The organism is Vibrio wakamikoensis (assembly GCF_050337275.1).
Classification (GTDB): Bacteria; Pseudomonadota; Gammaproteobacteria; order Enterobacterales; family Vibrionaceae; genus Vibrio; species Vibrio chaetopteri.
On the sequence record NZ_JAKJST010000020.1, the window covers coordinates 143183 to 162474 of the forward strand.

Annotated in this window: 21 protein-coding genes; 6 read left to right on the forward strand and 15 right to left on the reverse strand. The window is 45.4% G+C overall.

The annotated features are described in order from the left end of the window. Positions 1 to 16 precede the first annotated feature (16 nt). On the forward strand, positions 17 to 865 hold the full coding sequence (locus tag L4C42_RS11975) for a GGDEF domain-containing protein (protein ID WP_418641753.1): 849 nt from the start codon (positions 17 to 19) through the stop codon (positions 863 to 865). Between the two features lie 41 nt (positions 866 to 906). On the opposite strand, the gene arsB is transcribed toward L4C42_RS11975, so the two are convergent. From arsB to L4C42_RS12005, 6 genes are all read right to left on the reverse strand, one after another. Continuing rightward, entirely contained in the window at positions 907 to 1962 is a 1056-nt protein-coding gene (gene arsB / locus L4C42_RS11980) for an ACR3 family arsenite efflux transporter (protein ID WP_353497807.1), read from the reverse strand. A 97-nt stretch (positions 1963 to 2059) separates the two neighbouring features. Then, complete coding sequence (locus tag L4C42_RS11985) at positions 2060 to 2368, reverse strand: ArsR/SmtB family transcription factor (protein ID WP_353498655.1); 309 nt, start codon at positions 2366 to 2368, stop codon at positions 2060 to 2062. Between the two features lie 130 nt (positions 2369 to 2498). Continuing rightward, entirely contained in the window at positions 2499 to 3719 is a 1221-nt protein-coding gene (arsJ, locus tag L4C42_RS11990) for an organoarsenical effux MFS transporter ArsJ (RefSeq protein WP_353497806.1), read from the reverse strand. Between the two features lie 95 nt (positions 3720 to 3814). Then, on the reverse strand, positions 3815 to 4309 hold the full coding sequence (locus L4C42_RS11995; RefSeq protein ID WP_353498654.1) for a cyclin-dependent kinase inhibitor 3 family protein: 495 nt from the start codon (positions 4307 to 4309) through the stop codon (positions 3815 to 3817). Positions 4310 to 4311: 2 nt separating this feature from the next. Continuing rightward, positions 4312 to 5316 carry an ArsJ-associated glyceraldehyde-3-phosphate dehydrogenase gene (locus tag L4C42_RS12000; protein ID WP_353497805.1) on the reverse strand — a complete coding sequence of 335 codons (1005 nt, stop codon included), beginning with the start codon at positions 5314 to 5316 and terminating at the stop codon, positions 4312 to 4314. 47 nt (positions 5317 to 5363) lie between these two features. After that, entirely contained in the window at positions 5364 to 5693 is a 330-nt protein-coding gene (locus L4C42_RS12005) for a metalloregulator ArsR/SmtB family transcription factor (RefSeq protein WP_112459474.1), read from the reverse strand. A gap of 214 nt (positions 5694 to 5907) precedes the next feature. Between L4C42_RS12005 and L4C42_RS12010 the strand changes: the two genes are divergently transcribed. Continuing rightward, the gene (locus L4C42_RS12010) at positions 5908 to 6657 is read left to right on the forward strand and encodes a metalloregulator ArsR/SmtB family transcription factor (protein WP_353497804.1); all 750 of its coding nucleotides are present in this window, start codon (positions 5908 to 5910) and stop codon (positions 6655 to 6657) included. 15 nt (positions 6658 to 6672) lie between these two features. On the opposite strand, the gene L4C42_RS12015 is transcribed toward L4C42_RS12010, so the two are convergent. Continuing rightward, complete coding sequence (locus L4C42_RS12015) at positions 6673 to 7341, reverse strand: HAD-IA family hydrolase (RefSeq protein ID WP_353497803.1); 669 nt, start codon at positions 7339 to 7341, stop codon at positions 6673 to 6675. Between the two features lie 532 nt (positions 7342 to 7873). Between L4C42_RS12015 and pykF the strand changes: the two genes are divergently transcribed. After that, positions 7874 to 9286 carry a pyruvate kinase PykF gene (pykF, locus tag L4C42_RS12020; RefSeq protein WP_353497802.1) on the forward strand — a complete coding sequence of 471 codons (1413 nt, stop codon included), beginning with the start codon at positions 7874 to 7876 and terminating at the stop codon, positions 9284 to 9286. Between the two features lie 165 nt (positions 9287 to 9451). Next, on the forward strand, positions 9452 to 10123 hold the full coding sequence (locus L4C42_RS12025; RefSeq protein ID WP_353497801.1) for a GntR family transcriptional regulator: 672 nt from the start codon (positions 9452 to 9454) through the stop codon (positions 10121 to 10123). A gap of 458 nt (positions 10124 to 10581) precedes the next feature. Here L4C42_RS12025 and sspB read toward each other — a convergent pair whose 3' ends face one another. The 8 genes from sspB to zapE form a co-directional block, all read right to left on the reverse strand. After that, entirely contained in the window at positions 10582 to 11070 is a 489-nt protein-coding gene (gene sspB, locus L4C42_RS12030; RefSeq protein WP_353497800.1) for a ClpXP protease specificity-enhancing factor, read from the reverse strand. Positions 11071 to 11094: 24 nt separating this feature from the next. Further along, the gene (sspA, locus tag L4C42_RS12035) at positions 11095 to 11730 is read right to left on the reverse strand and encodes a stringent starvation protein SspA (protein ID WP_338163482.1); all 636 of its coding nucleotides are present in this window, start codon (positions 11728 to 11730) and stop codon (positions 11095 to 11097) included. An 86-nt stretch (positions 11731 to 11816) separates the two neighbouring features. Continuing rightward, positions 11817 to 12554, reverse strand: a complete 738-nt coding sequence (locus tag L4C42_RS12040; RefSeq protein WP_353497799.1) for a cytochrome c1 — start codon at positions 12552 to 12554, stop codon at positions 11817 to 11819. Continuing rightward, complete coding sequence (locus tag L4C42_RS12045; RefSeq protein WP_353497798.1) at positions 12551 to 13816, reverse strand: cytochrome b; 1266 nt, start codon at positions 13814 to 13816, stop codon at positions 12551 to 12553. Before L4C42_RS12045 ends, L4C42_RS12040 begins: the two co-directional genes overlap by 4 nt. Next, positions 13816 to 14406 (reverse strand): ubiquinol-cytochrome c reductase iron-sulfur subunit, encoded by a 591-nt coding sequence (gene petA, locus L4C42_RS12050; protein ID WP_042501112.1) that lies wholly within the window; start codon positions 14404 to 14406, stop codon positions 13816 to 13818. The genes L4C42_RS12045 and petA overlap by 1 nt, the downstream gene beginning before the upstream one ends. 465 nt (positions 14407 to 14871) lie before the next feature. Beyond that, positions 14872 to 15264 carry a 30S ribosomal protein S9 gene (rpsI, locus tag L4C42_RS12055; RefSeq protein ID WP_042501109.1) on the reverse strand — a complete coding sequence of 131 codons (393 nt, stop codon included), beginning with the start codon at positions 15262 to 15264 and terminating at the stop codon, positions 14872 to 14874. Between the two features lie 15 nt (positions 15265 to 15279). Continuing rightward, a complete protein-coding gene (rplM, locus tag L4C42_RS12060; protein WP_234494550.1) occupies positions 15280 to 15708 on the reverse strand; it encodes a 50S ribosomal protein L13 in 429 nt (142 codons plus the stop codon). A 211-nt stretch (positions 15709 to 15919) separates the two neighbouring features. After that, positions 15920 to 17023, reverse strand: a complete 1104-nt coding sequence (zapE, locus tag L4C42_RS12065; RefSeq protein ID WP_353497797.1) for a cell division protein ZapE — start codon at positions 17021 to 17023, stop codon at positions 15920 to 15922. Positions 17024 to 17164: 141 nt separating this feature from the next. On the opposite strand from zapE, the gene zapG reads away from it, so the two are divergent. Then, positions 17165 to 17626: a Z-ring associated protein ZapG gene (zapG, locus tag L4C42_RS12070; RefSeq protein WP_353497796.1), complete on the forward strand. Its 462-nt coding sequence runs from the start codon at positions 17165 to 17167 to the stop codon at positions 17624 to 17626. 118 nt (positions 17627 to 17744) lie between these two features. Beyond that, positions 17745 to 19112 carry a Do family serine endopeptidase gene (locus tag L4C42_RS12075; RefSeq protein WP_353498653.1) on the forward strand — a complete coding sequence of 456 codons (1368 nt, stop codon included), beginning with the start codon at positions 17745 to 17747 and terminating at the stop codon, positions 19110 to 19112. Positions 19113 to 19292 lie beyond the last annotated feature (180 nt).

Below are 19292 nucleotides of genomic sequence, written 5' to 3' on the forward strand. Positions count from 1 at the left end.
ACGATGAGATTTTGCAGTGACAGATTTGACGTACCAACAGGCGTTGGCGCTATTTCGCCATTTCCCTGGCTTTCTTTCTATTCGCAATGCGCAGCACCAATACGTTTACCTAAACGACCGATTCACTGCATGGTTACGCCAATACTCTGATGCAGATCCTATAGGCCTCAATGCCAATCAATTGGCCAAACTCGTACCAAGCAATGTCGGAGATATGCTCAATGAGTGCCACGATGCCAGCTTGGAATACCTTGAAGCGGGGCAATGTGCGCCGAAAATTCTTACGTTTCAAGGTCTAGATTCTGTCTCTTACTTCAATGTACTCAAGTTTAAAGTGTACATTGATGGCGAACCTTACATTTACACCACCAGCTTTGATGTGTCCGACTTACACCATGAAGTAAAGTTTTTTGAAAAAAAAGCGTACACCGATCCCCTCACCAAGCTGCACAACCTCGCCTACCTTAGCTCTGTGAATTGGCATTCTGGTTTTTGTGTGGTGATCGACCTTGATAACTTCAAACACGTTAACGATAGTTCAGGCCACAGTGAGGGAGACATCGTATTGATGCGATTCGCACGCTGCTTGCGCCAAGCTTTCTCCGGACAGGACATTTTAGTTCGATATGGTGGTGATGAGTTTGTGGTTTTAACCCACGATAAGGATGAAGCAAGGCTAAACCAAGCGCTAGATAAGCTCTCCGTATTGTTTCGAGATAACTTTGTTCAGTACCCCATGCTTTGTCACAGCATCGGTTATGCCCCCTACCAAACCAGCTTACGCATCACATTGAAAAAAGCCGATCTCGCTATGTACCAATCCAAGCATACCAAGCGTTCTGTCAATTCAAAAAATCCGTCTTAAATACAAAAAATGGAGCGAAAACGCTCCATTTTCTATTGTCATTACGCGTTATAGCGTGACTTCATTTTTAAGGTAAAGTTCACTAATGCAATCAGCACCGGCACTTCAATTAGGGGGCCAATCACGCCCGCAAACGCCTCTGGTGAGTTCAAACCAAATACGGCAATCGCAACAGCAATAGCCAGTTCAAAATTGTTTCCTGTTGCGGTGTAAGCGATCGACGCATTCTTATCGAATGGCACGCCCATCTTTTTCGCCACAAAGAAGCTCACAAAGAACATCAAGAAGAAATAGATAGTCAACGGAACAGCGACACGAACCACTTGCATTGGGAGCTCAACCATCATTTCCCCCTTGAGACTGAACATCAGCACAATGGTGGCTAGCAATGCGATAAGCGTGATAGGTGATACCGCCGGAATAAACGTCTCGTTGTACCATTGCTCGCCTTTTTTCGCGACTAAGATCTTGCGGCTTAAAAAGCCAGCCAAAAATGGAATACCAAGATAAATCAGCACACTCTCAGCAATCTCTCCCATCGAGATTTCCACCACTTGGCCTTGAAAACCGAATATAGGTGGCAACACAGTGATGAATAGCCATGCCAAGAAACTATAAGTGATAATTTGGAATACACTATTTAGAGCGACTAACGCTGCACCATATTCTTTATTACCGCCACCAATATCATTCCACACCAACACCATAGCAATGCAGCGTGCTAGGCCAATTAAGATAACGCCTGTCATTAAGCTAGGCTCATCGCCAAGGAAGATTAGAGCGAGCACAAACATCAAGATTGGCCCGACCAACCAGTTCATCACCAATGAGAGAGTAACAGCTTGGTTATCTTGCAGCACTTTGCCCATCAAGCCGTAGTTCACTTTGGCAAGCGGTGGGTACATCATCAAGATAAGACCAATAGCAAGCGGTATGTTGGTACTACCAATCGTCATTGACTCATTCAAGCTTTCGATTTGGCTAGGAAAAGCGACGCCCAATAGTACGCCGAACCCCATAGCTAAGAAGATCCACAAGGTTAGGAATCTATCCAGAAACCCCAATTTTTTTGGTTGCTCAATGGCTAGCTGAGACATGGTAACTCTCCAACATCGTTAATCGTCGAATAACGATAATTCAGTAGTAATAAAAGTCCGCAATGCCGACTCAATGATATTATTAATTCGAATTGGCCTAATCAAATGCTGATAAGGTCAACGAAGAAAACTCGTTTAACGCATCACGCTGAATACGATAGCAGACTTTCGGTGGTGTTGATTCTGCACTAATAAACCCCGCCACTTTAAGTATGCGTAAATGCTCAGAGACGGTTGATTGGGCAAGACCCAACTGCGATACAAGGTCACTGTTCAAACAACCACCAGCACGCTCTAAATCAGACAGAATACGGATAATTCGGATACGTGCAGGATGCGACAAAGCCTTCGCTTGTACGGCTAGCTTTTTTTCTGTGGCTAACTGCTGCTCAGTCGCGATAAACATGTCTGGATTTTCAACACTACAACTGGTCACTGTGTATCCCCTATCGTCTTTTGACGATTAACATACGCCTGAAACGAAAAAGAGTCAATCGTCTTTTAACGATTAACTCTTTTTTTTTGATTCAATTCCGTTATCCTGCAACCGCTTTAGGCGCGCCTGGCAAGCTAATGGAGATAATAGTCGTCAGTACCAAGAAGGCAAACGACACCCACATGCAAGCCGCTAAACCCGCCATTTGGAACACCCAACCAGACAACACGGTGCCAATTAAACGACCCATCGCGTTAGCCGTGTAGTAGAAGCCAACGTCCATCGACACGCCATCGCCTTTTGCATAACTCACAATCAAATAGCTGTGTAAGGATGAGTTGACCGCAAAGATAGCGCCAAAAATCAATAGCCCCACAACAATAACCACTTGCGGATACCACTGCATCTGAACACAATATGCAATAATTCCTGTCACCACGGCTAATGCTAACGCCCACCACATGGCAGCACTGCCATCTGGCACTCTGCCCTGCGCCTTGCCGGTAACCTTTGGTGCAACACCTTGGACAAAGCCATAAGCGATGACCCATAGCGCAAGAAATCCCCCTACCAAGGTATGATCCCAACCAAAGACAGAACCAAGATAAATTGGTAAGGCAACTACGAACCAAACATCACGTGCGCCAAACAGGAACATACGCGCAGCGGATAAGATATTGATACTTTCTGACTTAGAGAAGATCTGCTTAAACTTAGGCTTAGCTTTTGCCTTACCCATATCACTTTCTAAGCTGATAACGCTACCAATAAACACCAGTGTCAGTACCGCCGCCATGGCTGCAACGGCATACTGGAAACCCAGGACAGACAGCAATAAGCCACCGATAAAGAAGCCTGCGCCTTTCAGTGCATTCTTAGAACCTGTCAGAATGGCTACCCATTTGTAAAGCGCCCCTTGCTGCTCATCAGGAACCAAGGTCTTGATGGCACTTTTGGCACTCATCTTGTTCAGATCCTTAGCAATACCTGATAGCGCTTGTGCCGCCATCACCCACGGGATGGTTAACCAAGCACTCGGGACGGCCAGCATTAACAATGCAAAGATCTGCATCCCGAGACCAACGTTCATGGTTCGGTTAAGGCCTAAACGCGCCCCTAACCATCCACCAATAAGGTTGGTAACCACACCAAAGAACTCATAGAAAAGAAACAGTGAGGCAATGGCGAGTGAACTGTAGCCGAGATCGTGGAAGTAAAGCACCACCAGCATTCTCAAGGCACCATCGGTAATGGTGAAATTCCAGTAGTTAAAGGTCACCAGCATATACTGGCGAACGCTTTTGCTAAGGTTAGACAACATAATTATTCTGCCTAATAACAGGGATAAGGGTTCAGGAATAGAAGCCCTCATCAGAGGGCTTTACTCGCTGATTTTACTCGCTAAGGAGACTCGGGTTAGAAAGTCGCAGCAAGCTTCTCTACGTAGTCAATTTGCGGCTGCTTTGTGAAAGCGCCCGGGCGTAGCGCCTGAACTTCACGGCGAATGGTCTCAAGTTCCCAACCTTTCTCAAGCAAAAGGTTTGCAGCAAGAAGGCCAGTACGACCAGAGCCGCCCATGCAGTGCATCACAATTTTCTCGCCCGCTTCAATTGCTTGATGAAGCTCTGGAGAGATCGCTTTCCAGTTAGCAGCAAACTCAGCGCCAGGCGCTCGGTCATCTTCAATTGCCGTTTGGAACCACTTGATGCCTAGCGCCTGTGCTTTTTCTCCAAGCTCAGCCACGCCTGCTTCTGCCATCTCGTGATTATCCAGAGCAGTCACGATAACCGTGACACCTTGCTCTTTAAGTTGCGCTAATGAGTCGTCTAACGACGCCTCTTTGGTACCTGGACAAGGCGTTAGCACTAACGCTGCGTTATCTACGTTTAATTCCCATGTTGGATGCATCATCATTACCCCGCTAGACCGACTTTACGAACCAATTCAGCTGTGCGTGTTGCATAGCCCATTTCATTGTCATACCACGCGTAGATTTTCACCATGCGAGTACCGACCACCATAGTCGATTGCGCATCGACGATAGTTGAGCGTTGGTCGCCACGATAATCGATAGACACAAGTGGACGCTCTTCAAAACCAAGAATACCTTTTAGCTCGCCTTGTGATGCCTCTTTCAGTAGCGCGTTGACTTCTTCAGCCGTTGTATCACGCTTCACGTCAAAAATGATATCCGTTAGTGACGCATTTGCTAGAGGTACACGAACCGCGTGACCATTGATCTTGTCTTTTAGCTCAGGGAAAATCTCAACAATCGCTGTTGCGCTGCCCGTCGTAGTTGGGATAAGGCTCATACCACATGCACGAGCACGGCGCAGATCTTTGTGCGGCGCATCAAGGATAGTCTGGGTATTCGTTAGATCGTGGATAGTCGTGAACGACGACTGTTCAATACCGAGTTTCTCGTGGATCACTTTCACCACTGGAGCGATACAGTTTGTAGTACAAGACGCCGCTGTCACGATTCGGTGAGCTGCTGCATCAAAGATTTCATCGTTCACACCGACAACGATGTTGGCAATGCCTTCTTCTTTCACTGGCGCGGATACCACAACACGTTTAACGCCTTGGTCGAGGTATTTGTTTAGGAATTTGGTTTTACGGTGCACACCTGTTGCTTCAATCACAACGTCGCAACCAGACCAATCAATCGCGTCGATATCACGCTCTTGAGTCGTCTTAATACGCTTGCCGTTCACCACAAGCTCATCACCTTCCACGGTTACGCCGTGGTGCCATGTGCCTTGCACTGAATCGAACTCCAATAAGTGACCTAGTGTGGTTGCATCACCTGCAACGTCATTGATCAATACGAACTCTAGCTCGTCCCAATCAAATGCTGCGCGAAGCGCCAAACGGCCAATTCGACCAAATCCGTTAATACCTACTTTAATCGCCATAACTTAATCTCTTAATTACGTAAAATATTCGGTTGTACCGTCAAGCCCTAGGCATCGTTTGATGATGACGCAAGCTCGTTAAAGTTTAGTTGATAAGCGCTTTGCAAACAGTTCGATTGCTCAAGCCCTTTCAATGTTCGATAAAGCCAACCCGGCAATCCTTCAGCTAAGCTGTAAAAGACATGCTGCCCTTGCCTCGTATCCTTGAGCACACCAGCTTGTCGTAGCATAGCAAGGTGCCTCGATACCTTAGGTTGGCTCTCTCCCAATGCCTCCACCAGATCGTTGACACAGACAGAGCCGTTGGCCGATACCCAAAGTAGGGTTCGAATACGGGTTTCATCAGACATCAATTTAAAAAACTCATGTGGAAGCATCTTTAAATACTCATATATGGATATGCGTATATATTAAAAAATATCACGAGCGAGTCAAGGATCTTTTTATACTGTCATAAAAGATTCTTACAGAATGTAGCCGATACAGGTTAAAACGATTGAGGGACAACAGAGGTATACAATGCTTTCATTCGCACCGATAAGCTTTCATAATATTGTGTGCGCTAGTACAAGCCGATTTGATGAGGACACCATGACAAAAAAAATACTCTTTGTTTGCAGAGGAAACTCGGCACGCTCGCAGCTCGCAGAGGCGATCGTCAACAGAGATTATGCGGATCAATACCAAGCATTTAGCGCTGGTAGCAATCCAAGTCATGTCGACAATAGAACGCTAACAACACTCAAAGAGTCTGGTTTTGATAGCGGGGGTCTGCGCTCAAAGTCGGTAGAAGAGTTCGACGGACAGCATTTTGATTATGTCATCACGCTATGTTCCTCGGCGCATAAGGAATGCGGGGTATTTGAAAACAGCCAAGAGAGCCTGTTTTGGGATCTTCCCTCCCCCACCTCTTTATCAGAGACTTCTTTTGACGCCTCTTTATATGACCTGTACAAGCGAATCGAACTGTTTGTGGCCGTGCACAGTGACAGCAATGATTTAGATTTTGACCCACTGGTGATTCATAAGTGTCTGAGCGACCAAACAAGGCTTCTCATCACCTTAATGATATTTACCGAAGTGGAACTCAGCGTGGGTGAGTTGTGCGACGCGCTGCAAGAATCTCAGCCAAAGATCTCCAGAGCGCTTGGCGTGCTTAGAAACTGTGGGGTGGTTAGTGATCGACGCCGAGGACAATGGGCGTTTTATTCCATCTCAGATAAGTTACCGCTATGGGCTATCGACATACTGGATGCATCTGTTGTCAGCATGCGTAGCAAATTACTCGCCGCTAATCAGTTACTCAACCAATCTGCCAATCGCCCAGACAAGCACAACTGACCTATGCTTTGAAAATCATTGAACAAAGGATAGCAATTGTCTTATATCGGAAATGTAGTGTAGGTAAGGGCTATCGATTTCAATCTTTTTATGAGGCTCTGCATGTGAGAAATACAAGGTGGTTACTTGTGCGCCTATGCCTGCTTGAACACCGACAAGAGAGTCGTCAATAAATAGACACTCTTCTGCTCTCACTTGCATTTTGTCCATGACAAAGTGCAGAAGTTTAGGATCTGGCTTCCAGGCATGTGCGTCTATTGCGCTGTACACCGTGCCCTCGAAATAGTGGTCGAGTTTTGTCAGCGGCAGGGTGAACGCCATCTTTTCGTGAGGGGCATTTGACGCTATGCATATCGCAATGTTGTTGGCTTTGAGCTCATTTAAAACCTCATAAACGCCATCAATGACCGTTAGCTGCTCAGTGAACAGCTCCTGACAGCGCTGACGATAGTGCCGAACAAGTCCTGTTAAGCCATCATCACTAAGCAATGAACTACCAGCGATAAGTTCGCCAAAAATCTTTTCAAGCTTCACCCCTTGGAACTGATCTTTCACGTTCACATAATCAACATGAACGCCAACACCCTCAAGTACTTCGACGATTGCCTGTATACATAGACGTTCGCTATCGATAAGCGTACCGTCACAATCAAAAATTACACATTTGATGTGATTTGAAGCCATATTTTACTGCACCTCTCGATCCCAACTGGCTCTTTTTGAACAGTAAACAGCCATGCTGAGTACACAATATCACCAGCAATGAGCCTCTTCAATGGACAGGATTATGTACCGTATTGGTAACCATTTTGAAAAAAAGTTACCAAATGGTGTCGATTCATCCGGTTTATTTATTTTGATCCAAAAATTAAATCTTAAGCGCCGAAACCTTGCTCTAAAACAACTTATGCACAGTGAAATCCGATCAATTCGGTGGTAGAATTCGTGCCCGAAAAGAAAAAAAATTACAGAATTAGCGGTTATTTTTTTGCAATCTTACTGAATTACCCTAGTAAGCGGCCAAAAAAGTGGCCTAGAAAGCGCCTCATTTAGTCATAAAATGACTAAACTTGATGAAAGACTTTCACTTCTAGAAGAAGCGAAACTAGAGAAAAGATTGATAGCTCACGTGAATTATTTGTGGGCATCCCTAGCCTTCTAGAGAGACTAATACTAACTTTCAAATTGTAATAATATTTACCGGAGAGTATCTTCCATGAAAAAGACCAAAATCGTATGTACGATTGGCCCTAAAACTGAATCAGTAGAGAAGCTAACTGAGCTTGTAAACGCTGGCATGAACGTTATGCGTCTAAACTTCTCTCACGGTGACTACGAAGAGCACGGCACTCGTATTGCTAACTTCCGTGAAGTAATGGCAAACGTAGGTAAGCAACTTGCAATTCTTCTAGACACTAAAGGTCCAGAAATTCGTACTATCAAGCTAGAAGGCGGCAACGACGTTGATCTAGTAGCTGGTCAAGAATTCACTTTCACAACTGACATCGCTGTTGTAGGTAACAAAGACACTGTTGCTGTAACTTACGCAGGTTTCGCAAAAGACCTTTCTGCTGGTAACACTATCCTAGTAGACGACGGTCTAATCGAAATGGAAGTTATCTCTACAACTGACACTGAAGTTAAGTGTAAAGTTCTTAACAACGGCGCACTTGGTGAAAACAAAGGTGTTAACCTTCCAGGCGTTTCTGTTCAGCTTCCAGCTCTATCTGAAAAAGATAAGAACGACCTTAAATTTGGTTGTGAGCAAGGCGTTGATTTCGTTGCTGCATCTTTCATCCGTAAAGCGGCAGACGTTAAAGAAATCCGTGACGTGCTAAACGCAAACGGCGGCGAGAACATCCACATCATCTCTAAGATTGAGAACCAAGAAGGTGTAGATAACTTCGACGAGATCCTTGAGCTTTCTGACGGCATCATGGTTGCACGTGGTGACCTAGGTGTTGAGATCCCAGCTGAAGAAGTAATCTTCGCTCAGAAGATGATGATCGAGAAGTGTAACCGTGCACGTAAGACTGTTATCACTGCAACTCAAATGCTTGATTCTATGATTCAAAACCCACGTCCAACTCGTGCAGAAGCGGGTGACGTTGCGAACGCAATCATGGACGGTACTGATGCAGTAATGCTTTCTGGTGAAACAGCGAAAGGTAAGTACCCTGTTGAAGCGGTAACTATCATGGCTCAAATCGCGAACCGTACTGACGGTGCACTAAAAGCTGAACTAGGTTCTCGTCTAGACAGCCCACGCCTACGTATCACTGAAGCAGTATGTAAAGGTGCAGTAGACACAGCTGAGAAGCTAGCTGCTCCACTAATCATCGTTGCTACTGAAGGTGGTAAGTCTGCACGTTCTGTACGTAAGTACTTCCCAACAGCAAGCATCGTTGCACTAACGACTAACTCTAAGACAGCTGCACAGCTAGTTCTGACTAAAGGTGTTCGTCCAGTTCTTGTTGATTCAATCGACAGCACTGATGAGTTCTACAAAAACGGTAAAGAGTACGCTCTAGAGTCTGGTTTTGGTAAGAAAGGCGACATCGTAGTTATGGTTTCTGGTGCTCTAGTAGCATCTGGTACAACGAACACAGCGTCTGTTCACGTACTATAATTCCGAAGATATATACAAAATATCTATAAAAAGAGGGCTTACGCCCTCTTTTTTTTATAATTTTCTTGCCCAAATTTTCAACACGCTGTACTATCAGACATGCTTTACAACACGGCATACCGCCGTGCGTTTCCAGATTTTATTTTCTGAGTTAAGAGGTGTAACGTGTCAAGCCCAACATTGACAGACAAAGTCGCTAAAATGATCTGTCAGGATATTCTATCGGGGGAGCTCAAGCCAAACCAAAAACTGGTGGTTGCTGAGCTTAAGGAAAAGTACAACGTAGGAGCCTCTCCTATTCGAGAAGCACTGATTCAACTTTCGTGGATTAAATACGTCAAACTCGAACCACAAAAAGGTTGCTGGGTAGCGCCTATTTCAAAGTTAGAGCTGTATGATTTGTATGAAAGCTTGAAGGTTGTCTCGTCAGTACTGTTAGAGAAGTCAATCCAACAAGGCAGCGAAAGTTGGGAGTTAGAGATCCTAACAGAGTTCCACAAGCTATCTCGCTTTAAGTTCCAAGGGGATAATTTTAACTGGCAGGAATGGGAAGATCGTCATGAAGCTTTCTATAGTTCTTTGCTCAGCGGATGCTTCTCTAAGAACATGCTCGACTTTTTTAATGACATCATCAGACAAGTCAAACGCTATCGCCGCATCTCACTAAGTCACTCACCTAAAGCTTTCTCAGAGCTGTTTAACCTTGAAGAGCACGAGAAGATGATGAAGCTGACCCTCGATAAAGACATCGACGGAGCTCGTCAGCAACTGACCCAATATCTCAATGATATGATGAAAGACATCGAACCAACGGTCAGCGAAATCGAAATGAATTAAACAAAAAATCGGGGCTAGCCCCGATTTTTACCATCCAAAGAATTCTTTGTGATGCGTGTTGAGCAGAAGCACCATAGGCAAAAAGTATAATGCGCTCAACTTGATGCCCAGTACGACCAAAGCGCCGACGGTGAGCCTTACCAAAAAGTGATTGTACATAACAAACCTCTATCACCTAACCCATTGACATCCAAGTGAATACTGTCCAATCAAAAGTAAATTCCATTCTTGAGGAAGGAGAAAATGTGAACCCAAAAGTGTGACCTTACTCCAAGAACGCCTAGTTTACTGATTACACTTAACAGGTCAAGTTTTAATCAGCATTAGACTAAAGTCTAATACAGTGGCACGTTTTTTACACGTCTCAAAAGCAAGAAGAAAGTCGCTGTTAGCAATAAGATGAGAAAAAGGTAAGGTGTTAGAGGTACAAAAAAGCCGCATATCAATGCGGCTTTTTGCTATTTGACTACACGAAGACTTGGTCGCCCTTTTGGTTTAGGCGGTTCATCATCTCCGTTAGGCTCTTCACTGCTTAGCTCTGGCTGCTCAGTTTCTGCGGCCACGGACAAACCGGTCACCACTTCTGGCTCTGAGATGTCTTCTTCCTCAATAGAAAGATACGCATCTTCAGGTTCGAACATAGTGCCTGCACCGTTTTCACGAGCATAAATCGCTTGTACCGAATACAAAGGAGCAATCACAGAGTGCGGCTTACCACCAAATCGAGCATGAAACGTAATCGCTTCATTACCCAACTCAAGCTGGCCGACCGCTCTTGGAGCAATATTAAGAATGATCTGACCATCTTGCACGAATTCCAAAGGAACTCGCACACCCGGCATATTTGCATCAACAACAATATGCGGGGTTAAATCATTCTCAACTAGCCAATCATAAAATGCACGAAGCATATATGGTCGGCGAGGTGTCATTTTTTCAATATCCATCGTCTCGAGAGAAACCTATAAGGACTAGCGAACCAAACGCATCTCACGCTCAGCTTCTGTTAGAGAAGCTAGGAATGAATCACGTTCAAATACACGGTTCATATACACTTTGATTTCTTTTGAGCCAGGACCAACAAGCTCGATGCCCATCTCTGGCAAACGCCATAATAGTGGAGCTAGGTAGCAATCAATTAGGCTGAACTCTTCGCTCATGAAGTACTCGTACTCAGCAAAAATAGGCGCGAGAGTCAGTAGGTCGTTACGAAGTTTGTTACGTGCCGCTTCTGATTCTTCTGCAGAACCTTTCATTACCTTCTCTGCAAGCGAGTACCAGTTACGCTCAATGCGATAAATCATTAAGCGGCTGTTACCACGAGCTACCGGATATACTGGCATTAGTGGTGGATGAGGGAAACGCTCATCTAGGTATTCCATGATGATCTTTGAGTCGTAAAGGGCTAGCTCACGATCGACCAAAGTTGGAACAGTCTTGTATGGGTTTAGCTCAGCAAGCTCAGCTGGGATGTTCACGTCATCCACTAACTCGACTTCAACACTAACCCCTTTTTCCGCAAGAACGATTCGAACCTGGTGGCTATATAAATCAGTAGCACTGGAAAAAAGAGTCATCACAGAACGTTTATTGGCAGCTACAGCCATGGAGCCCTCCGGGATACTTACAAAAAACAATGGAGGCAAGGCCTCCATTGTGAACAAATTGGAATTAACGCGCTATTATAGCACAATTAGTGAACATCACGCCAATACTCTTTCTTGAGCAGCACTACAACGATAGTGAAGATGACTAGGAACGCCATCACCCACCAACCTAGTGCATGACGCTCGAGTTTCACAGGGTCACCTGAGTACTCAAGGAAGTTAACTAGGTCACGTACCGCATCGTCATATTCGCTTGAACTGAGTTCACCACGACCATCAGTTTCAGTACCAACAATCACCTGAACTTCTTCACCATCAACCACTTTCGTTTCGAAGATCGGCGTTGGGATACCTTGTAGCTCTTCAAGAACATGCGGCATACCAACATTTGGGAATGTGGTGTTGTTCACACCAAACGGACGACTTGGATCGGCGTAGAACGTACGTAGATAAGTATATAACCAGTCCACACCACGAACACGAGCAACCAAAGTAAGATCTGGTGGCGCAGCACCAAACCAAGCTGCTGCTTGTTTCTGAGGCATTGCGTTAACCATCAGGTCACCGATCTTTGCTTCTGGATCGAAAACTAGGTTTTCTTTAGCTAGATCAACAGGGATACCCAAGTCAGTTGCTACACGCTCATAGCGCTGATACTGCGTCGAGTGACACGCAAAGCAGTAGTTCATAAACAGCTTAGCACCGTTTTGAAGCGACGCTTTATCCGTCAAATCATTGTTTGCTTTATCAAGATTTACATTACCACCAGCGGCTAGTGCTAGAGATGGCAGCAATGCGAAAAGTACTACAATCCACTTTTTCATTTGAATGTCACCCTCTCTGGCAATGGCTTGGTGTTTTCATTCTTACTGTAGAAGAACAGCAGAACGAAGAACATGAAGTAACCTAAACTGAAGATCTGAGCCAGTAGCGTGTACGTTGGCGTCGCTGGTAGCGCACCAAGAATACCCAAAGCAATAAAGCTAATGGTGAACTGGATGATGTTGATTAGGTGAATCTTACTTCTGTAGCGATAAGAGCGAACTTTACAACGGTCGAACCAAGGAAGTAGGAACAGGAATACAATCGATAGTCCCATTGCAACAACACCAAGTAGCTTGTCTGGTACCGCACGCAAAATCGCGTAGAACGGAGTGAAGTACCATACTGGAGCAATGTGCTCAGGTGTCTTCAGCGGGTTCGCAGCTTCAAAGTTAGGTGGCTCAAGGAAATAACCGCCCATCTCTGGGTTAAAGAACAACACATAACAGAACAGGAAGAAGAAGCCAGCTACACCAACGAGATCTTTTACCGTACCGTAAGGGTGGAAAGGAATCGAATCGATGATGTCGTATTTCTTGCTGTAGTAGTCGTGGAACTTGAACTGCGTCTTGTAGTCATCGCCCATGCTGCCTTTCGGAAGCTTAGTCTCAATACCATCTGGGTTGTTTGAACCCACTTCGTGTAGAGCGAGTACGTGCAGCACAATCAGCAGTAGTAGCACGATTGGTAGCGCAATCACGTGCAGTGCGAAGAAGCGGTTTAGCGTTGCACCAGAGATGATGTAGTCACCACGGATCCAAAGCGTTAGGTCATCACCGATAACTGGAATCGCACCAAATAGCGAGATGATTACCTGTGCACCCCAGTAAGACATTTGTCCCCAAGGCAGTAGGTAACCCATGAATGCTTCTGCCATCAACACAAGGAAGATCAGCATGCCGAACACCCAAAGCAGCTCACGCGGCTTCTGATAAGAACCATAGATAAGACCACGGAACATATGTAGGTAGACAACAACGAAAAAGGCCGAGGCACCCGTTGAGTGCATATAGCGGAGTAGCCACCCGTATTCCACATCACGCATGATGTATTCAACAGAGGCAAATGCACCTTCACCAGAAGGTACGTAGTTCATTGTCAGCCAAATGCCGGTTAGGATTTGGTTGACCAACACTAGCATCGCTAGTGAACCAAACAGGTACCAAAAGTTAAAGTTTTTTGGCATTGGGTATTCGGATAGATGCTTTTTATAAGCATTCATCGCAGGTAGACGTTTTTCTACCCAATCAAGTAACGCTTGCATTATGCATCCCCCTCATCAACACCAATAAGGATTCTGGTATCACTCAAGTACATGTGTTTAGGAATGACTAGGTTGAGTGGTGCTGGTACGTTCTGGAAAACACGACCAGCCATATCAAACTTAGAGCCATGACATGGGCAGAAGAAACCCGATTTCACACCCTGAACTTGTTCACTAAAGGAATCAGCAAGATAGGTAGGCGAACAACCTAGGTGGGTACAGAAACCAACAGCGACAAAGTACTCCGGTTTAATGGAGCGGTACACGTTTTGTGCATACTCTGGTTGCTGTTCTTCCCCTGAGTCTGGGTCACGCAATTGAGCGGCTAGGTTATTTAGGTTGTCCAAAACAGACTGTGCGCGGCGCACAACCCATACCGGCTTACCCTGCCATTCAACACGAACCATTTGACCTTCTTCAAGCTTGCTGACGTCCACTTCAACAGGGGCACCAGCGGCTTTAGCTTTGGCACTTGGGTTCCAAGATTTAATAAAAGGAACGGCGACTGCAGCTGCTCCCAAACCACCGACAACCGCAGTTGTCGCAGTAAGGAAACGCCTGCGACCGTTATTTAAAGGCGCATTGCTCATCCAACATTTCTCCCATTTGCTCCTTTGGGTCAATACTGAGCGAATCCAAGTTGCTCTTTTAGATGGAATAACCCATTGGGGAACCATTCCTTGGGCTATTTTCCTTCAAATTGAACGAGCCAATAGTACTAATTATTTTTGGCTACTTGAGTCTGCTCAGACATCGATTCCGACCAGTAGAGCATGGCTAACAAAATACGAATTTTAGTTGTATTTATTTGATAGCAAATGATAAAGAAAACCCTACTTTTTGACAAGATAAAGCTACCTTTTCGTAACATCTATAGCGGGAATTCGCTTGCTAGTTCACAAAAGGAGGGAAAAGGAGAGAGTGAAGATCAGAGTTTCTGAATTTAGTAGGGTTATTGGACGTATAAAAACAAAAAAGCCCAGCCGAAGCTGAGCTTTTTGAATCCACATTCCAACATATAGTTGGAAAGCATAATCTTCTCGGTAAGGAGAAAATTAACGCTTAGAGAACTGTGGACGACGACGTGCTTTACGTAGACCAACTTTCTTACGTTCAACGCAACGAGCGTCACGCGTAACATAGCCAGCTGCACGTAGAGCAGGACGTAGAGTCTCATCGTATTCCATTAGCGCGCGAGTGATACCGTGACGGATAGCACCTGCTTGACCAGAAATACCGCCACCTTTTACAGTAACGAATAGGTCTAGCTTCTCAGTTAGTTCAGTTAGCTCTAGAGGCTGACGAACTACCATGCAAGAAGTTTCGCGACCGAAGTATACTTCTAGTTCACGCTTGTTAACTACGATATTGCCAGTGCCTGGTTTGATGAAAACACGAGCAGCTGAGCTTTTGCGACGGCCAGTGCCGTAGTATTGATTCTCTGCCATTTTCGAAATCCCCGATTAGATGTCTAGTACTTGTGGTTGTTGAGCAACATGGTTGTGCTCAGCGCCAGCGTAAACCTTAAGCTTACGGTACATAGCACGGCCTAGAGGACCACGTGGTAGCATACCTTTAACCGCTAGCTCAAGAGCCATTTCAGGCTTACGATCGATCAGCTTTTCAAAAGTGATTGATTTTAGGCCGCCTGGGAACTCAGAGTGACGGTAGTAAACTTTGTTCTTAGCCTTGTTACCAGTTACAGTAACTTTCTCAGCGTTAACAACGATGATGTAATCACCAGTGTCAGTGTGCGGAGTGTATTCAGCTTTGTGTTTGCCACGTAGGCGAGATGCAATTTCACTTGCTAGACGGCCAAGAGTTTTACCTTCAGCGTCTACAACGTACCAGTCGCGTTTTACAGTTTCTGGTTTAGCAACGAAAGTTTTCATGCTAATAATAACCCGTTAATTTAATTTACACTTAAGGAGCTTTCGCTCCCACTGTCTAAGAGCCCATACATCACCCCTTCGAGTGTTGAAACTCTCGGCATCGTTCCTCAAAAAATTTGAAGAAACTCGCCTGCAGTAACGGTGGGTCGCAGGATTATAGAGAAGCTCGCGGAAAAAATCATCTATTTTTTGGACAAATTGGCCAAAAACATCAAGGGAGGTGCTCAGAAGCCAAATAGTCGTGACTTTGCATCTCGGTGAGTCGCGAAATACATCGCTTAAACTCAAACTCCAATTGACCGTGAGTGTACAACTCCTCTAAAGCGACTTCGGCTGAAATGATCAGCTTTACCCGTCTTTCATAAAATTCATCCACTAACGCGATAAAGCGCCTAGCGGCATCATCCAGTTTCGCATCCATCTGCTTCACATCAGCCAGCAGCACCGTGTGATAAATTTTAGACATCTCTATATAGTCGTTTTGACTACGCATGGTTTGACACAACTGTGCGAAACTTGCGAACAAGACATCGTCAGCGGCGGCAAACACGTCAACATCACGGTGATTAATCTCAATACTAGCGTCATGAACGCGATCGTCCATTACCAACTGATTGAAATAGCGCTCAAGATTTTGGTTAGCCGCCTCATCGAGTGGGAAATGGTAAATCTCTGCCTGCTCAAGCGTTCGAAGTCTATAATCAATACCGCTGTCGACATTTAGCACCACACACTGACTTTGAATCAGCGAAATGGCCGGCATAAATCGGGCACGCTGCAAGCCGTTGCGATACAAGTTTTCCGGAGGGATATTGGACGTTGCGACAAGAACAACCCCACGCTTAAACAGCTCTTGTAGCAAGGTCGCTAGAATCATCGCATCCGTAATATCAGAGACAAAAAACTCATCGAAGCAAATAATTTTAGCTTCGGATTCAAAGATGTCTGCGACTTTCTCTAACGGGTTTTCAACGTCTCCAAGTCGTTTTAGTTCATCATGTACGCGATACATGAAGCGGTGGAAGTGGACTCGCATTTTTCTCGATGTCGGCAAACTATCAAAAAATGCGTCCATCAAATAGGTTTTGCCTCGCCCTACTCCACCCCAGAAATACAGCCCCTTCGGAGGTATTGCTTGTTCTGGCTTCTTTCCTAGCAGCTTTTGCATCATTGAAAGCGGAGGCGCTTCAAATTTTAAATAGTCACTAAATTGATGGTGTAGTTTGTCTAAGGCTTCCACTGCAGTGCGTTGGGCAGGGTCTGCCTGGAAACCATTTGTTTCAATATCGTGTTCATATCTTTCTATGGGCGTCATGGATTACTCGCAACACTGATCCAAGGGCTAAAGAGCGCGTATTTTTGCTTTATTGGCTCGAACTCTCATAGTAACATGGCTATACGACGTGTGTAACCACTTGGTAACGCGCATGTTAATAATCATTATAAAGGAGCTGTTATGCCTTGGATCTATGCCATTGTCGGCTTGCTAGTTGGTGCTATTCTAGGAATTGTGATTTCCCGACTGACTACTCCACAATACAAAAAACAAAAGACGCTACAAAAAGACCTCGAATCCGCTAAATTTGCATTAGAACAGCAAAGACAAGAACTGTCGGATCATTTTGCGCAAACCGCAGAAATGCTCGACACGCTGGGCAAAGACTACACTAAGCTTTATCAACACATGGCTAAAACTTCAACTGAGCTAATGCCTAACCTTCCTGAGCAAGATAATCCATTTGTGAAGAAAATTGCTGAACACAACGTAGAAGTCATTGACGCTAACGATTCTACTGATCAGCCACCTAAAGATTATGTTAACGGTGCAACCGGTCTATTGAGAGAAGAGAAAAAAGAAGTGGTCGAAGCCCCTTCGGCCATCGCTCAAGAGCCCGTAACCACAGCCAAAGCTTCTTAATTAGAAACACCGGAATCGGCCAGCCATTAAATCAATCGCTGGCCGTTTTTATATTAAGGCTGAACTTTACTACAATCGTTGAGTCATAAACCTTACTGATCCTATGAGGAGTTTTATGATGAAAAAACCCGTACTTGTGTTAACTGTTCTTTCGTTAAGCCTAAGTGCAATCATCGCCCCACTACCTGCGACGGCCGCTCTACCACTGTCTGTTAACGGTGAACAACTACCAAGCCTTGCACCTATGTTAGAAAAGGTCACCCCAGCGGTGGTCAGCATCGCCGTAGAGGGGACACAAGTTTCTCGACAACAACTGCCAGACCAGTTTCGCTTTTTCTTTGGTCCTGACTTTCCTACAGAACAGCTTCAAGAGCGCCCATTCCGCGGGCTAGGCTCCGGTGTCGTCATTGATGCCGATAAAGGCTACATCGTGACGAACTATCACGTCATCAATGGCGCGGAAGAAATCCGCATCAAACTTGGTGATGGACGTGAGTTCGACGCTGAACTTGTTGGCGGTGATGAAATGTCGGACGTCGCCCTGCTAAAAGTGGATGGCGTTAAGAACCTTACAGAAATTAAAGTGGCTGATTCAGACGGGCTTCGTGTCGGTGACTTTACCGTCGCGATTGGTAACCCATTTGGTCTAGGACAAACTGTTACTTCCGGTATTGTATCCGCGCTAGGGCGAAGTGGCCTCAACATTGAAAACTTTGAAAACTTCATTCAGACCGATGCGGCTATTAACAGCGGTAACTCTGGTGGTGCCTTGGTAAACCTCAACGGTGAGCTTATTGGTATCAACACTGCCATCTTAGGACCAAATGGTGGCAACGTTGGTATTGGTTTCGCCATCCCATCGAACATGATGACCAACCTTACCGGTCAAATCATTGAGTTTGGTGAGGTGAAACGTGGCATGCTGGGCGTTCAAGGTGGCGAAGTCACCTCAGAGCTTGCAGAAGCACTCGGCTATGATTCAAGCAAAGGTGCGTTTGTTAGCCAAGTCGTACCTGATAGTGCAGCAGACAAAGCAGGGCTGGAAGCTGGCGATATCATCGTCTCGGTAAATGGTAAGAAAATCTCCACCTTTAGCGAACTACGTGCCAAAGTCGCCACTCTCGGGGCGGGCAAAACGGTCACGCTTGGCGTGGTTCGTGATGGCAAAGAAAAGTCTTTCGAAGCGACGCTGAAAGAGTCCACACAATCAGCAACTAAAGCGGACAAGCTTCATGAAGGACTCACTGGAGCAGAGTTTGCCAACACGACCAGCAGTGATGCCATTGAAGGGGTCAAGGTGACATCGGTTGCAGAAGGCTCTCCTGCCGCTCAATACGAGCTGCAAAAAGATGACATCATCATCGGCGTGAACCGTACTCGAGTGAAAAACGTCGCACAGCTGCGTAAGCTGCTTGAGAAAAAACCTGGTGTATTAGCACTGAACATTCAGCGCGGAGACAGAACCATCTACCTAGTCGTTCGATAATCACGACTCAACTTGGTTAATTTTGTGTCATAGAGCAGCCCTGTTGAGGCTGCTCTTTTATTCTCAGCGGTATAAATGATATCCTTTCGAACTCTGCTGTACGTCTTTTACTTTTTTGGTTGATTTCAAAAAATCATCTCGTTTTGCGAGTTAGTTAATACTAACTTAACAAGGTGACCG